This is a genomic window from Stenotrophomonas forensis (assembly GCF_028752115.1).
Lineage (GTDB): Bacteria > Pseudomonadota > Gammaproteobacteria > Xanthomonadales > Xanthomonadaceae > Stenotrophomonas > Stenotrophomonas forensis.
The window spans coordinates 1703200-1717143 of sequence record NZ_CP082270.1 but is presented as its reverse complement, the minus strand read 5'-3'; the positions used below and the strand labels follow the sequence as shown (position 1 = coordinate 1717143).

Annotated in this window: 17 protein-coding genes and 1 pseudogene; 7 read left to right on the top strand and 11 right to left on the bottom strand. The window is 57.7% G+C overall.

Going from position 1 to position 13944, the window contains the following annotated elements; all coding sequences use genetic code 11:
* Positions 1-67 precede the first annotated feature (67 nt).
* The 3 genes from K5L94_RS08025 to qac all read right to left on the bottom strand — a co-directional run bounded on the left by K5L94_RS08025 (position 68) and on the right by qac (position 2521).
* Positions 68-1327 (bottom strand): chloramphenicol efflux MFS transporter CmlA10, encoded by a 1260-nt coding sequence (locus K5L94_RS08025; protein WP_042862943.1) that lies wholly within the window; start codon positions 1325-1327, stop codon positions 68-70.
* Between the two features lie 254 nt (positions 1328-1581).
* Positions 1582-2115, bottom strand: a complete 534-nt coding sequence (aadB, locus tag K5L94_RS08020; protein ID WP_000381802.1) for an aminoglycoside nucleotidyltransferase ANT(2'')-Ia — start codon at positions 2113-2115, stop codon at positions 1582-1584.
* 73 nt (positions 2116-2188) lie between these two features.
* Positions 2189-2521, bottom strand: a complete 333-nt coding sequence (gene qac, locus K5L94_RS08015) for a quaternary ammonium compound efflux SMR transporter QacL (protein ID WP_015059047.1) — start codon at positions 2519-2521, stop codon at positions 2189-2191.
* Between the two features lie 250 nt (positions 2522-2771).
* On the opposite strand from qac, the gene K5L94_RS08010 reads away from it, so the two are divergent.
* The gene (locus K5L94_RS08010; RefSeq protein WP_015057121.1) at positions 2772-3731 is read left to right on the top strand and encodes a class 1 integron integrase IntI1; all 960 of its coding nucleotides are present in this window, start codon (positions 2772-2774) and stop codon (positions 3729-3731) included.
* Here K5L94_RS08010 and K5L94_RS08005 read toward each other — a convergent pair.
* The 3 genes from K5L94_RS08005 to tetR(C) form a co-directional block, all read right to left on the bottom strand.
* Positions 3622-4326: an IS6-like element IS26 family transposase gene (locus K5L94_RS08005; RefSeq protein WP_001067855.1), complete on the bottom strand. Its 705-nt coding sequence runs from the start codon at positions 4324-4326 to the stop codon at positions 3622-3624. The two genes, K5L94_RS08010 and K5L94_RS08005, sit on opposite strands and share 110 nt — an antisense overlap.
* A gap of 531 nt (positions 4327-4857) precedes the next feature.
* Positions 4858-5172, bottom strand: coding sequence for a helix-turn-helix domain-containing protein (locus K5L94_RS21960; protein WP_061342203.1), 315 nt, complete (start codon positions 5170-5172; stop codon positions 4858-4860).
* Positions 5159-5818, bottom strand: a complete 660-nt coding sequence (gene tetR(C) / locus K5L94_RS08000) for a tetracycline resistance transcriptional repressor TetR(C) (RefSeq protein WP_001038045.1) — start codon at positions 5816-5818, stop codon at positions 5159-5161. The genes K5L94_RS21960 and tetR(C) overlap by 14 nt, the downstream gene beginning before the upstream one ends.
* A gap of 92 nt (positions 5819-5910) precedes the next feature.
* On the opposite strand from tetR(C), the gene tet(C) reads away from it, so the two are divergent.
* On the top strand, positions 5911-7101 hold the full coding sequence (gene tet(C) / locus K5L94_RS07995; RefSeq protein WP_001297013.1) for a tetracycline efflux MFS transporter Tet(C): 1191 nt from the start codon (positions 5911-5913) through the stop codon (positions 7099-7101).
* Between the two features lie 55 nt (positions 7102-7156).
* On the opposite strand, the gene K5L94_RS21945 is transcribed toward tet(C), so the two are convergent.
* Positions 7157-7285: a type VI secretion protein gene (locus K5L94_RS21945; protein ID WP_001260374.1), complete on the bottom strand. Its 129-nt coding sequence runs from the start codon at positions 7283-7285 to the stop codon at positions 7157-7159.
* Positions 7286-7550: 265 nt separating this feature from the next.
* Here K5L94_RS21945 and K5L94_RS07985 point away from each other — a divergent pair, with 265 nt between their 5' ends.
* Positions 7551-7829 carry a site-specific integrase gene (locus tag K5L94_RS07985; RefSeq protein ID WP_000015696.1) on the top strand — a complete coding sequence of 93 codons (279 nt, stop codon included), beginning with the start codon at positions 7551-7553 and terminating at the stop codon, positions 7827-7829.
* Between the two features lie 357 nt (positions 7830-8186).
* On the opposite strand, the gene K5L94_RS07980 is transcribed toward K5L94_RS07985, so the two are convergent.
* Entirely contained in the window at positions 8187-8891 is a 705-nt protein-coding gene (locus K5L94_RS07980; RefSeq protein ID WP_001067855.1) for an IS6-like element IS26 family transposase, read from the bottom strand.
* 65 nt (positions 8892-8956) lie between these two features.
* On the opposite strand from K5L94_RS07980, the pseudogene K5L94_RS07975 reads away from it, so the two are divergent.
* The 4 genes and pseudogenes from K5L94_RS07975 to K5L94_RS07960 form a co-directional block, all read left to right on the top strand.
* Positions 8957-9178, top strand: a pseudogene (locus tag K5L94_RS07975) (tyrosine-type recombinase/integrase); the annotation flags it as partial.
* Positions 9179-9529: 351 nt separating this feature from the next.
* A complete protein-coding gene (locus K5L94_RS07970) occupies positions 9530-10144 on the top strand; it encodes a recombinase family protein (RefSeq protein WP_000904906.1) in 615 nt (204 codons plus the stop codon).
* 65 nt (positions 10145-10209) lie between these two features.
* Complete coding sequence (aph(3'')-Ib, locus tag K5L94_RS07965; RefSeq protein ID WP_001082319.1) at positions 10210-11013, top strand: aminoglycoside O-phosphotransferase APH(3'')-Ib; 804 nt, start codon at positions 10210-10212, stop codon at positions 11011-11013.
* A complete protein-coding gene (locus tag K5L94_RS07960; protein WP_000480968.1) occupies positions 11013-11849 on the top strand; it encodes an aminoglycoside O-phosphotransferase APH(6)-Id in 837 nt (278 codons plus the stop codon). Before aph(3'')-Ib ends, K5L94_RS07960 begins: the two co-directional genes overlap by 1 nt.
* A gap of 123 nt (positions 11850-11972) precedes the next feature.
* Here the strand turns inward: K5L94_RS07960 and K5L94_RS07955 are convergent, their stop codons facing one another.
* The 3 genes from K5L94_RS07955 to K5L94_RS07945 form a co-directional block, all read right to left on the bottom strand.
* Positions 11973-12338, bottom strand: coding sequence for a DUF3742 family protein (locus K5L94_RS07955; RefSeq protein ID WP_028690953.1), 366 nt, complete (start codon positions 12336-12338; stop codon positions 11973-11975).
* 84 nt (positions 12339-12422) lie between these two features.
* Positions 12423-13055 carry an RES family NAD+ phosphorylase gene (locus tag K5L94_RS07950; protein WP_028690952.1) on the bottom strand — a complete coding sequence of 211 codons (633 nt, stop codon included), beginning with the start codon at positions 13053-13055 and terminating at the stop codon, positions 12423-12425.
* Between the two features lie 12 nt (positions 13056-13067).
* Positions 13068-13694, bottom strand: coding sequence for a hypothetical protein (locus tag K5L94_RS07945; protein WP_023657212.1), 627 nt, complete (start codon positions 13692-13694; stop codon positions 13068-13070).
* Positions 13695-13944: the final 250 nt, after the last annotated feature.

The window sequence follows — 13944 nt, the reverse complement described above, 5'->3', positions numbered from 1 at the left end:
ACCGAAACCGCGTAGCGGTTTTGGGTCGGCTGCAGCGATTTGTTGGGCGATAGCTTGCCACATTCTCTCAACGATTGGGATTTGACGTACTTTCCGCACTTTGTAGCGCGACCACATCATGCTCCCCCTGGCCGCGAGAGCCCTCCGCTCGGGAAACACAAGACAGACCGAGCACGACTGTTGCAAGGGTCAAACAGTACACGACAACCGGCCAAGCCGTGTTGCGCGGCAACAGCGAAATGATCAACGTTCCGATGCTTCCTAGCAGTACACCGCCCAAGCAGAAGTAAACTGCCGTGACCGTTCCAGCAACATGGTCGAATCCTTGAAGAGCGCCATTGGGTGCCACAGATACCGCTGTGGCGACACCAATACCCACTAGCCACATCGGAGCAATAAAGCCTAACACGGACTGCGAAGCCCATATTTCGGTGATGGCAAGCAATACTGCTCCAGCTATCAGGCATCCCATTCCCATTCGCAAGACACTTGGGCTGCCCCACTTGGGTATCACACGCCCCATAAAACGAGCCGTAAACACCATGGCAATTGCCACTGTGGCGAACAGCAGGCTGAAGCCAAGCTGAGACACACCTTGCCTGCCCATTATTAGTCCGGGCGCAATGGAGAAAAAGACGAAGAAGCTACCCATTCCAGCGGCGTAACACAACGTGTACAACCAGAAGTTCAGGCACTTAACGGGGAGTAGCAGCTGCGACCATTGCAAGCCCGTAACTCGTTGCACCCGGGTTTCTGGCCAGAATCGCCACGCTGCTGCAGATGCAGCGATCATGCCCAAACCTAGAAACGCAAAGATAGCCCGCCACCCAAGCCACATGTCGACGAGCGCTCCGAGCAATGGGCCTACCGCCGGGACCATGGCCAGCATGGATCCGAGTATGCCGTAAATGACGTTACTTTCCTCGCGACCTGCGTAAATGTCACGTACTGTTGCAAACGTGGAAACAAGGCACGCCGAGGCACCACAAGCCTGAAGAATCCGAAGCCCCAGAAAGACTTCAGCCAATGACGTAAAAGCGAGGCCCATTGACGCCACAACGTAGGCGAGGCCACCTCCCAGTAGAACGGGGCGGCGCCCCAGTCGGTCCGATAGCGGTCCAAACAAGAGCTGACCGGCACCGATCATGACCAAGTACGTTGTCAGCGTAAGCTGAACTGTGCTCGCTGTCGTGCCAAGCGCGTTTGGCATAAAAGGCACTGCCGGCAAGTACATGTCCATGCCGAGTGATGCCAGCAAATCGAACGGTGATAACAACAACACCGTGGCGGCAAGGGAGTACCGCCAACTAAAGTTTTTTGAGCGCACGAAACCATCTCCTTGAACGAAGGATTTGGCGGCGCTCTCGTAGAGCAAAAGGATTCATGAGAACGCCGCAACAACCGAAAAATGAAGGTTGCTGCGGCTTACTTGTCTGCGTTCTTGGAAGTGCTCATCTGCTGGCTATCTCATGATTGAATTTGAATCGTAACAACTTTCAAGCAACTCAGCGAGGAGCCTTATTGTGCGCCCAACACCTGAGTTAAGCCGCGCCGCGAAGCGGCGTCGGCTTGGACGAATTGTTAGGCCGCATATCGCGACCTGAAAGCGGCACGCAAGACCTCAACCTTTTCCGCCCCGAGTGAGGTGCATGCGAGCCTGTAGGACTCTATGTGCTTTGTAGGCCAGTCCACTGGTGGTACTTCATCGGCATAGTAAAAGTAATCCCAGATGATCGCCTCCCAGCTGTTACAACGGACTGGCCGCCCGGCGATGACGCCCTCAGCCGCCTCTGGGCACGAGCCCTGCGGAGCCTCCGCGATTTCATACGCTTCGTCTGCCCACCAAGCAGGTTCGCAGTCAAGTAACTCATCCCCGATCTCCGCTAAGAATCCATAGTCCAACTCCTCCATGACGCGCCCGCCGAGCATTTCAACTATTGCCTCGAGCTCGCCGCGCCTCTCGCCGGGAAACGTCAGATCAATATCATCGTGCTTGCGTGTTACACGCCCTAGCCGTGCATCGATCGCCCAGCCCCCACCGATCCAGAGCGGCAGATTTCGCTCATCTGCCGCAGCTAGAATTTTGTGTATCAATGTGACCTGCGTTGTGTCCATGCGGCCTAACACCTGAATTAAGCCGCGCCGCGAAGCGGCGTCGGCTTGAATGAATTGTTAGATGCCAGCCCGATCAATGTGCGCTGACCTTGGATAGCAGATTTAGAACGGCGACGCCACTAACGATAAGTCCCATGCCAACGAACGCCCACAAGTCTAGTTTCTGGCCATGGAAGATCCAAGCGATAGCTGCCACAAGTACGATGCCGAGGCCAGCCCAAACAGCATAAGCAATGCCGACCGGGATGGACTTGATTGCGAGAGAGAGGAAATAGAACGCAAGCCCGTAGCCAGCCACAACTACAACAGAAGGAACTAACTTGGTGAATCCATGGCTGGACTTCAGTGCGGAAGTTGCGACGACCTCACCAAATATTGCAATAGCCAGAAAGAGCCAGTTCTTCACGTGCAATCTCCTCTACGGTATGAAGGATAAATAGTGGTGGCTATGAGTTGCCAAAAACAGTCTTGCGGCTGTCGATTTTCTGTGAGCATACGCAACGCCAAATCTGGCATCTAACTTTGTTTTAGGGCGACTGCCCTGCTGCGTAACATCGTTGCTGCTCCATAACATCAAACATCGACCCACGGCGTAACGCGCTTGCTGCTTGGATGCCCGAGGCATAGACTGTACAAAAAAACAGTCATAACAAGCCATGAAAACCGCCACTGCGCCGTTACCACCGCTGCGTTCGGTCAAGGTTCTGGACCAGTTGCGTGAGCGCATACGCTACTTGCATTACAGTTTACGAACCGAACAGGCTTATGTCCACTGGGTTCGTGCCTTCATCCGTTTCCACGGTGTGCGTCACCCGGCAACCTTGGGCAGCAGCGAAGTCGAGGCATTTCTGTCCTGGCTGGCGAACGAGCGCAAGGTTTCGGTCTCCACGCATCGTCAGGCATTGGCGGCCTTGCTGTTCTTCTACGGCAAGGTGCTGTGCACGGATCTGCCCTGGCTTCAGGAGATCGGAAGACCTCGGCCGTCGCGGCGCTTGCCGGTGGTGCTGACCCCGGATGAAGTGGTTCGCATCCTCGGTTTTCTGGAAGGCGAGCATCGTTTGTTCGCCCAGCTTCTGTATGGAACGGGCATGCGGATCAGTGAGGGTTTGCAACTGCGGGTCAAGGATCTGGATTTCGATCACGGCACGATCATCGTGCGGGAGGGCAAGGGCTCCAAGGATCGGGCCTTGATGTTACCCGAGAGCTTGGCACCCAGCCTGCGCGAGCAGCTGTCGCGTGCACGGGCATGGTGGCTGAAGGACCAGGCCGAGGGCCGCAGCGGCGTTGCGCTTCCCGACGCCCTTGAGCGGAAGTATCCGCGCGCCGGGCATTCCTGGCCGTGGTTCTGGGTTTTTGCGCAGCACACGCATTCGACCGATCCACGGAGCGGTGTCGTGCGTCGCCATCACATGTATGACCAGACCTTTCAGCGCGCCTTCAAACGTGCCGTAGAAGGCACTGTTGCAAAGTTAGCGATGAGGCAGCCTTTTGTCTTATTCAAAGGCCTTACATTTCAAAAACTCTGCTTACCAGGCGCATTTCGCCCAGGGGATCACCATAATAAAATGCTGAGGCCTGGCCTTTGCGTAGTGCACGCATCACCTCAATACCTTTGATGGTGGCGTAAGCCGTCTTCATGGATTTAAATCCCAGCGTGGCGCCGATTATCCGTTTCAGTTTGCCATGATCGCATTCAATCACGTTGTTCCGGTACTTAATCTGTCGGTGTTCAACGTCAGACGGGCACCGGCCTTCGCGTTTGAGCAGAGCAAGCGCGCGACCATAGGCGGGCGCTTTATCCGTGTTGATGAATCGCGGGATCTGCCACTTCTTCACGTTGTTGAGGATTTTACCCAGAAACCGGTATGCAGCTTTGCTGTTACGACGGGAGGAGAGATAAAAATCGACAGTGCGGCCCCGGCTGTCGACGGCCCGGTACAGATACGCCCAGCGGCCATTGACCTTCACGTAGGTTTCATCCATGTGCCACGGGCAAAGATCGGAAGGGTTACGCCAGTACCAGCGCAGCCGTTTTTCCATTTCAGGCGCATAACGCTGAACCCAGCGGTAAATCGTGGAGTGATCGACATTCACTCCGCGTTCAGCCAGCATCTCCTGCAGCTCACGGTAACTGATGCCGTATTTGCAGTACCAGCGTACGGCCCACAGAATGATGTCACGCTGAAAATGCCGGCCTTTGAATGGGTTCATGTGCAGCTCCATCAGCAAAAGGGGATGATAAGTTTATCACCACCGACTATTTGCAACAGTGCCCATAGGCTTCATCAGCGCCTGACTGGCGAGCACGATTCCGGCCCTAGCCGCAGGATCGCGCAGGACGACCTAGTTACGAACCAGGCCGAGTGTTCCTGACATCCATCGGCACCATAGTTCTGCTTATCCGGCACGCGCGCGTCAGGGGTGTGGTGAACTACAAAGCAGACCCGTTGAGGTTATCAGTTCGATGCACAATCAGCAGCGCATAAAATATGCACAAGAACAGGAGCACCCTTCGCATTAAGCTGTGGTGGTAACAAGTAGTGCCGGGCTACCATCAGCGAGCATGATGCGCTCCCACAGCATTCGCCTTGGCAGTATGGAAGTTCCTCGCTCCAGTTCGGGCCGGTATCCACCTCGAGTGACCCCAGCCGCCCCTCATGCCAACCGAGCCCATTAAGCGCAGAGTCGGCCGCAACTATCTCGGGGACGCATAAACACGCAGCGATTTACCAAGGAGTTCGGCTAGGTCAATCCGCAATTCCCTTTGCCTGGCCGGAGATGCCGCGAGCAAACAATGTGTCCGGTCGCTACCAGATGGACTTTGTGGGCGGAGGATTGCACCAGACGCTTCAGCGCAGCGTCGTACGATGAATCGGAAGGCCCGGTAAGCAATTGAAGAACCGCTGACCACCTCCCATCCGACAATGCAAGGGTGCCCCGCTCCCAGCGCGACACGGTTGCCTGATCCACACCCATTAATTCAGCTAGGTGACTTTGCTTCATATGACGAAGCAACCGCGCCCTCCGCACCTGCCGCCCCCTGTCATTCGTCAACATTCTTCAGCACCTCAATGTCGTTCGTAGTGAGCCTCATTTTTTCAAGACCGCCGATGATGAGAGCCAGGCCTCGCTCGAATGCCGCGTCCGGACCGCCTTCGTAGACGATTTTCATCGCGCTCTGTAGGCGCGCCGGCATCGTAGACGCTGAGGTGGTCAACTGATCTTCGCCCCGCTCCTCGGCGTCTGCCTCGCTAGCTTGCTGCTCAAGAACAGCGCCGACGGTGAAGTAGCTGATTGCCATCAACGCATAGGTCGCGTCACCTGCCGAAAAGCCAGCATCGCAAAGGAAGCGAAGCTGCGCGTCGGCTTTTTCCATCTGCGGCGCGGCTGGCCGCGTCCCGGCATGAATACGCGCGCCATCGCGATAAGCGAGCAACGCCCGTCGAAAACTGCATGCATTGCCCTTCAGGAACGAACGCCAGTCGTCGTCATCCCTTGGCGTCGAATGCGTGTGATTTATCGTCAGCATGGCTTCGGCAAGTGCGTCGAGCAACGCACGCTTGTTCTTGAAATGCCAGTAGAGCGCTGGCTGTTGCACCCCGAGGCGCTCAGCCAGTCGGCGCGTCGTTAGACCTTCCATGCCCACGTCGTTAAGCAGTTCGAGCGCGGTTCGGATCACGGCCTCGCGTTGGAGCTTGTTCATTCGCGAATTCTCATGTTTGACAGCTTATCATCGATAAGCTTTAATGCGGTAGTTTATCACAGTTAAATTGCTAACGCAGTCAGGCACCGTGTATGAAATCTAACAATGCGCTCATCGTCATCCTCGGCACCGTCACCCTGGATGCTGTAGGCATAGGCTTGGTTATGCCGGTACTGCCGGGCCTCTTGCGGGATATCGTCCATTCCGACAGCATCGCCAGTCACTATGGCGTGCTGCTAGCGCTATATGCGTTGATGCAATTTCTATGCGCACCCGTTCTCGGAGCACTGTCCGACCGCTTTGGCCGCCGCCCAGTCCTGCTCGCTTCGCTACTTGGAGCCACTATCGACTACGCGATCATGGCGACCACACCCGTCCTGTGGATCCTCTACGCCGGACGCATCGTGGCCGGCATCACCGGCGCCACAGGTGCGGTTGCTGGCGCCTATATCGCCGACATCACCGATGGGGAAGATCGGGCTCGCCACTTCGGGCTCATGAGCGCTTGTTTCGGCGTGGGTATGGTGGCAGGCCCCGTGGCCGGGGGACTGTTGGGCGCCATCTCCTTGCATGCACCATTCCTTGCGGCGGCGGTGCTCAACGGCCTCAACCTACTACTGGGCTGCTTCCTAATGCAGGAGTCGCATAAGGGAGAGCGTCGACCGATGCCCTTGAGAGCCTTCAACCCAGTCAGCTCCTTCCGGTGGGCGCGGGGCATGACTATCGTCGCCGCACTTATGACTGTCTTCTTTATCATGCAACTCGTAGGACAGGTGCCGGCAGCGCTCTGGGTCATTTTCGGCGAGGACCGCTTTCGCTGGAGCGCGACGATGATCGGCCTGTCGCTTGCGGTATTCGGAATCTTGCACGCCCTCGCTCAAGCCTTCGTCACTGGTCCCGCCACCAAACGTTTCGGCGAGAAGCAGGCCATTATCGCCGGCATGGCGGCCGACGCGCTGGGCTACGTCTTGCTGGCGTTCGCGACGCGAGGCTGGATGGCCTTCCCCATTATGATTCTTCTCGCTTCCGGCGGCATCGGGATGCCCGCGTTGCAGGCCATGCTGTCCAGGCAGGTAGATGACGACCATCAGGGACAGCTTCAAGGATCGCTCGCGGCTCTTACCAGCCTAACTTCGATCATTGGACCGCTGATCGTCACGGCGATTTATGCCGCCTCGGCGAGCACATGGAACGGGTTGGCATGGATTGTAGGCGCCGCCCTATACCTTGTCTGCCTCCCCGCGTTGCGTCGCGGTGCATGGAGCCGGGCCACCTCGACCTGAATGGAAGCCGGCGGCACCTCGCTAACGGATTCACCACTCCAAGAATTGGAGCCAATCAATTCTTGCGGAGAACTGTGAATGCGCAAACCAACCCTTGGCAGAACATATCCATCGCGTCCGCCATCTCCAGCAGCCGCACGCGGCGCATCTCGGGCAGCGTTGGGTCCTGGCCACGGGTGCGCATGATCGTGCTCCTGTCGTTGAGGACCCGGCTAGGCTGGCGGGGTTGCCTTACTGGTTAGCAGAATGAATCACCGATACGCGAGCGAACGTGAAGCGACTGCTGCTGCAAAACGTCTGCGACCTGAGCAACAACATGAATGGTCTTCGGTTTCCGTGTTTCGTAAAGTCTGGAAACGCGGAAGTCCCCTACGTGCTGCTGAAGTTGCCCGCAACAGAGAGTGGAACCAACCGGTGATACCACGATACTATGACTGAGAGTCAACGCCATGAGCGGCCTCATTTCTTATTCTGAGTTACAACAGTCCGCACCGCTGCCGGTAGCTATTGACTATCCGGCTGCACTAGCCCTGCGTCAGATGGCTCTGATCCAAGGCAAACTGCCAAAATATCTGCTGGCACCGGAAGTCAGCGCCCTGCACCATTATGTTCCGGATCTGCATCGCAGGATGCTGCTGGCTACCCTGTGGAACACCTACATCTGTATTAACGAAGCGCTGGCATTGACCCTGAGTGATTTTTCTCTGGTGCCGCCTTATCACTGTTGAAGGCCACCGCTCATCACGCGTTTGCTGACATTGAGCCCTGCCGGCCGATCGGCCTGAGACTCTCAGCACAGGAGACGGCGGGTGACGAGCGTATACTTTTTCGACGCTTGGTTGCGGTCGCGCTAGGCGTGGCCGCCGACGAACCCGCTGGTGTCGCCCTTGCGGAGCAGCGCAAGGCGGACCTTGCCACGACATCCCCTCGCCCGCCGATCGTCTAAATTCGTCGAGGTTAAGAAATTCCCGCTCCGGCGAGGCCATCACCATCACCGGCGTCAGGTAGTGGACATGGCAGCAGCGCACGCAGGGGCACTGTTGCAAAGTTAGCGATGAGGCAGCCTTTTGTCTTATTCAAAGGCCTTACATTTCAAAAACTCTGCTTACCAGGCGCATTTCGCCCAGGGGATCACCATAATAAAATGCTGAGGCCTGGCCTTTGCGTAGTGCACGCATCACCTCAATACCTTTGATGGTGGCGTAAGCCGTCTTCATGGATTTAAATCCCAGCGTGGCGCCGATTATCCGTTTCAGTTTGCCATGATCGCATTCAATCACGTTGTTCCGGTACTTAATCTGTCGGTGTTCAACGTCAGACGGGCACCGGCCTTCGCGTTTGAGCAGAGCAAGCGCGCGACCATAGGCGGGCGCTTTATCCGTGTTGATGAATCGCGGGATCTGCCACTTCTTCACGTTGTTGAGGATTTTACCCAGAAACCGGTATGCAGCTTTGCTGTTACGACGGGAGGAGAGATAAAAATCGACAGTGCGGCCCCGGCTGTCGACGGCCCGGTACAGATACGCCCAGCGGCCATTGACCTTCACGTAGGTTTCATCCATGTGCCACGGGCAAAGATCGGAAGGGTTACGCCAGTACCAGCGCAGCCGTTTTTCCATTTCAGGCGCATAACGCTGAACCCAGCGGTAAATCGTGGAGTGATCGACATTCACTCCGCGTTCAGCCAGCATCTCCTGCAGCTCACGGTAACTGATGCCGTATTTGCAGTACCAGCGTACGGCCCACAGAATGATGTCACGCTGAAAATGCCGGCCTTTGAATGGGTTCATGTGCAGCTCCATCAGCAAAAGGGGATGATAAGTTTATCACCACCGACTATTTGCAACAGTGCCCCGTAGAACAAGCAGGCATCACGAAGCCCGCCACACCGCACACCCTCCGCCACTCGTTCGCGACGGCCTTGCTCCGCAGCGGTTACGACATTCGAACCGTGCAGGATCTGCTCGGCCATTCCGACGTCTCTACGACGATGATTTACACGCATGTGCTGAAAGTTGGCGGTGCCGGAGTGCGCTCACCGCTTGATGCGCTGCCGCCCCTCACTAGTGAGAGGTAGGGCAGCGCAAGTCAATCCTGGCGGATTCACTACCCCTGCGCGAAGGCCATCGGTGCCGCATCGAACGGCCGGTTGCGGAAAGTCCTCCCTGCGTCCGCTGATGGCCGGCAGCAGCCCGTCGTTGCCTGATGGATCCAACCCCTCCGCTGCTATAGTGCAGTCGGCTTCTGACGTTCAGTGCAGCCGTCTTCTGAAAACGACAAGTCCCCTGCACGATGCTGTCTTGCGCCGTCACTTTACTAACCATAAACACCCTTTGTATGCCTTAGACAGAATTACGGGTTAAGTGACAATTTTTGACGACCGGCACGTTCTGGCTCACACTGTCACATAATCGAACGTTTGTGATACATGCTGATCGGATATGCCCGCGTCTCCAAAGCCGATGGCTCGCAGTCTCTCGACCTGCAGCACGACGCCTTGCGCGCCGCAGGTGTCGAACGGGACAATATCTATGATGATCTTGCTTCCGGCGGTCGTGATGATCGCCCTGGCTTGACTGCCTGCCTCAAGTCATTGCGTGACGGCGATGTGCTGGTGGTCTGGAAGCTCGATCGCCTCGGACGATCGCTTGCCCATCTGGTCAACACGGTGAAGGAGCTGTCAGACCGCAAGATCGGCCTGCGGGTTCTGACTGGAAAGGGCGCTCAGATCGACACCACGACTGCGTCCGGTCGCATGGTGTTCGGAATCTTCGCCACCTTGGCCGAGTTCGAGCGGGATCTGATCCGAGAGCGCACCATGGCGGGTCTCGCCTCCGCGAGAGCGCGCGGTCGCAAGGGCGGACGAAAATTCGCGCTCACCAAAGCTCAGGTGCGTCTCGCGCAAGCCGCCATGGCCCAGCGCGATACTTCAGTTTCCGATCTCTGCAAGGAACTCGGCATCGAGCGCGTCACTCTCTACCGATATGTCGGTCCCAAAGGCGAGCTCAGAGACCATGGAAAGCATGTTCTCGGACTTACGTAGCAACTCGTTTCTTTTCGCAGGTTGAGCCACCTCCGCGCTTCATCAGAAAACTGAAGGAACCTCCATTGAATCGAACTAATATTTTTTTTGGTGAATCGCATTCTGACTGGTTGCCTGTCAGAGGCGGAGAATCTGGTGATTTTGTTTTTCGACGTGGTGACGGGCATGCCTTCGCGAAAATCGCACCTGCTTCCCGCCGCGGTGAGCTCGCTGGAGAGCGTGACCGCCTCATTTGGCTCAAAGGTCGAGGTGTGGCTTGCCCCGAGGTGATCAACTGGCAGGAGGAACAGGAGGGTGCATGCTTGGTGATAACGGCAATTCCGGGAGTACCGGCGGCTGATCTGTCTGGAGCGGATTTGCTCAAAGCGTGGCCGTCAATGGGGCAGCAACTTGGCGCTGTTCACAGCCTATCGGTTGATCAATGTCCGTTTGAGCGCAGGCTGTCGCGAATGTTCGGACGCGCCGTTGATGTGGTGTCCCGCAATGCCGTCAATCCCGACTTCTTACCGGACGAGGACAAGAGTACGCCGCAGCTCGATCTTTTGGCTCGTGTCGAACGAGAGCTACCGGTGCGGCTCGACCAAGAGCGCACCGATATGGTTGTTTGCCATGGTGATCCCTGCATGCCGAACTTCATGGTGGACCCTAAAACTCTTCAATGCACGGGTCTGATCGACCTTGGGCGGCTCGGAACAGCAGATCGCTATGCCGATTTGGCACTCATGATTGCTAACGCCGAAGAGAACTGGGCAGCGCCAGATGAAGCAGAGCGCGCCTTCGCTGTCCTATTCAATGTATTGGGGATCGAAGCCCCCGACCGCGAACGCCTTGCCTTCTATCTGCGATTGGACCCTCTGACTTGGGGTTGATGTTCATGCCGCCTGTTTTTCCTGCTCATTGGCACGTTTCGCAACCTGTTCTCATTGCGGACACCTTTTCCAGCCTCGTTTGGAAAGTTTCATTGCCAGACGGGACTCCTGCAATCGTCAAGGGATTGAAACCTATAGAAGACATTGCTGATGAACTGCGCGGGGCCGACTATCTGGTATGGCGCAATGGGAGGGGAGCAGTCCGGTTGCTCGGTCGTGAGAACAATCTGATGTTGCTCGAATATGCCGGGGAGCGAATGCTCTCTCACATCGTTGCCGAGCACGGCGACTACCAGGCGACCGAAATTGCAGCGGAACTAATGGCGAAGCTGTATGCCGCATCTGAGGAACCCCTGCCTTCTGCCCTTCTCCCGATCCGGGATCGCTTTGCAGCTTTGTTTCAGCGGGCGCGCGATGATCAAAACGCAGGTTGTCAAACTGACTACGTCCACGCGGCGATTATAGCCGATCAAATGATGAGCAATGCCTCGGAACTGCGTGGGCTACATGGCGATCTGCATCATGAAAACATCATGTTCTCCAGTCGCGGCTGGCTGGTGATAGATCCCGTCGGTCTGGTCGGTGAAGTGGGCTTTGGCGCCGCCAATATGTTCTACGATCCGGCTGACAGAGACGACCTTTGTCTCGATCCTAGACGCATTGCACAGATGGCGGACGCATTCTCTCGTGCGCTGGACGTCGATCCGCGTCGCCTGCTCGACCAGGCGTACGCTTATGGGTGCCTTTCCGCAGCTTGGAACGCGGATGGAGAAGAGGAGCAACGCGATCTAGCTATCGCGGCCGCGATCAAGCAGGTGCGACAGACGTCATACTAGATATCAAGCGACTTCTCCTATCCCCTGGGAACACATCAATCTTACCGGAGAATATCGTTGGCCAAAGCCTTAGCGTAGGATTTCGCCCTCTCCCGCAAACGACCCCAAGTAGCGCGGTGCCGATCAGTCGTCGGTGTACAACTCGTGCGACGTATCGTTGTACAGATTGGGATCGTAGCCGGGTGTCTTGCGCAGTTCGGTGAGGTCGGTGAACGGCCACTCGTCTTCTTCCGATGTATTGGCAGCCGCCGCCCATCCCGCCACCACGACTCCCAGCAACACGAGTGCGAACCAGAAGGCGGCGTAGAGCAGCGCGCCCAGCACAGCCAGCTTGACCACCCACAGCAGCACTGTGGCACCAACCGAAGGCACCCCTTTGGCCACCAACCAATTCGATACCCGCCGTTCGCCACGCGCATAGACGCGCCATCCGCGGCCAAAGGTACGGCCGAGGCGTTCTGCGGTACTGGTGCGGGTCGTCGTGTTCATGGTCGTCTCCTGCTACTGAGGAATGCCTATTCCTGTTTGCTCCACTTCATTCCGTTTCGGGCTTCAATGTGTTTTCTTGCTGCTTCAGGACGCTTCGTCATCCGGTTCCACCGGGCCGGGGTCGGGCTCCACGCCGATGCGGTAGGTGGCAACGAAACGCGGCCAGTCCACATGGTCAACCAGGTCGATGTCCTCGACAACGCTGACCTTCGTTCCCGCACGCTCGAACAGGGCGATGCTCGCGGCGGGATAGTTGTTGCGCGACGGATAGAGCACCCCGTCGAACAGCGGCTGGCCGTCGTCGCCGACCATCGCATGCACCTGAGCGGACACCTGCTGCGTGTGCGTGTAGTCGCGGCTCGCCAACTGCTCCAGATTCAGGCCGAAGTAGCCCGCCATGACGCCCGGCGCCGTGAGGTCGGCCAGGAGCACGTCGTCCAGCACGCCCACGGCGCGGACCATCCGGGCGTGGACCTCCTTCAGGGCGATGGAGCGCTTCGTGTCTTCAAGCCACTGGTGCTTGTGAAACACCGACTCCATCAGCGCCGTGGGCAGGTCGCGCCCCAGGTAGAGCACGCCGTAGGCCCCCGCCGGGTCATCGTAGCGATTCGTGCTGCTGCGACCATAGTACAGCGGGCTGCCCCGATAGACGACGCGGCTCACATGCTGGAGCAGTTCACCGGCATCGATCAGGAACGAAGGCAGCTCGTGGCTCATGGCGATCTCGCTTCAATGCACCTGGACGCCCAGCACGTTGAACACGGCCTCGGCCACGTCATCGATCGTGCCATGCGTCACCGCATCCACCGGCGAGCGCCCACCCAAGCCTTCGAGCGGTTCGGACAGTGCGCGGTAGATCGTCCAGTGATCGATACCCTCGACCTCCTGAAGCACGGTTTGGGTCAACTGCTGTTTCACCGGGTCGAGCTGCCAGTCGGGCAGCTTCTGACCGCGCGGCCCCACGTTCAGCGCCAGCAGCCGACGCGCGAGGATGTCCTTGTAGATCTGCTGGCGCGACTTGTCCGCCAGCTTGGCGAACTCCGCGGGCGGCAGGTTGTGCGGCTGGTTGAAGGTTTCCAGCAGCACGGCGCGGCCTCGCTGGACGTCGGTTTCATTCGGTGCCCAGCGCGTGTCGGCGCGCAGCGCGGCCGCCTTGCGTGCAAGGGCCTGCCCAACGGTCTCCCCCTCCAAGTTGGCGGGCAGTGTCACCGCTTCCACACGCTCGTGGACGAACGCCTGCAACTCGGCCGCGAAAGCCGTGGCATCCCGGATTTCGACGGTATCCGCGAAGCGGCGTACATCTTCCACCGTGACGCGCGGCAGACGGTCGGCAATGAATTCAATGGCAGTGGGCATGGTCATCTCCCGAGTAGGTTTGGGACAGGATTCACTCTAGTCGCCTTTGTCGCGTCTGTCAACTTAGTCGCCTGAGTGAGAACAACCTACCTGGCGGAAGCAGCGTTCCCACAGCATAGGCAGAGGCCAGCGCCGGGTCGCCGTCCAATGCATTCGAGCGGGTTCCACATTGACGCTGGAGCCGCAACCCAGGCCTCGCTATACCGAAACGGTTAAAGGCCAAAGGGCCGAAATGGCAAGGGAATGGGGT

What these genes read in the sequence shown, in the direction of transcription:
- K5L94_RS08005 (WP_001067855.1), bottom strand. Translation starts at nt 4,326, where the DNA reads ATGAACCCATTCAAAGGCCGGCATTTTCAGCGTGACATCATTCTGTGG.
- K5L94_RS07945 (WP_023657212.1), bottom strand. Translation starts at nt 13,694, where the DNA reads ATGCCCACTGCCATTGAATTCATTGCCGACCGTCTGCCGCGCGTCACG.
- K5L94_RS07950 (WP_028690952.1), bottom strand. Translation starts at nt 13,055, where the DNA reads ATGAGCCACGAGCTGCCTTCGTTCCTGATCGATGCCGGTGAACTGCTC.
- K5L94_RS07960 (WP_000480968.1), top strand. Translation starts at nt 11,013, where the DNA reads ATGTTCATGCCGCCTGTTTTTCCTGCTCATTGGCACGTTTCGCAACCT.
- K5L94_RS07980 (WP_001067855.1), bottom strand. Translation starts at nt 8,891, where the DNA reads ATGAACCCATTCAAAGGCCGGCATTTTCAGCGTGACATCATTCTGTGG.
- K5L94_RS21960 (WP_061342203.1), bottom strand. Translation starts at nt 5,172, where the DNA reads ATGTTGACGAATGACAGGGGGCGGCAGGTGCGGAGGGCGCGGTTGCTT.
- aadB (WP_000381802.1), bottom strand. Translation starts at nt 2,115, where the DNA reads ATGGACACAACGCAGGTCACATTGATACACAAAATTCTAGCTGCGGCA.
- K5L94_RS07970 (WP_000904906.1), top strand. Translation starts at nt 9,530, where the DNA reads ATGCTGATCGGATATGCCCGCGTCTCCAAAGCCGATGGCTCGCAGTCT.
- K5L94_RS08010 (WP_015057121.1), top strand. Translation starts at nt 2,772, where the DNA reads ATGAAAACCGCCACTGCGCCGTTACCACCGCTGCGTTCGGTCAAGGTT.
- K5L94_RS07955 (WP_028690953.1), bottom strand. Translation starts at nt 12,338, where the DNA reads ATGAACACGACGACCCGCACCAGTACCGCAGAACGCCTCGGCCGTACC.
- K5L94_RS07985 (WP_000015696.1), top strand. Translation starts at nt 7,551, where the DNA reads ATGAGCGGCCTCATTTCTTATTCTGAGTTACAACAGTCCGCACCGCTG.
- K5L94_RS21945 (WP_001260374.1), bottom strand. Translation starts at nt 7,285, where the DNA reads ATGCGCACCCGTGGCCAGGACCCAACGCTGCCCGAGATGCGCCGCGTG.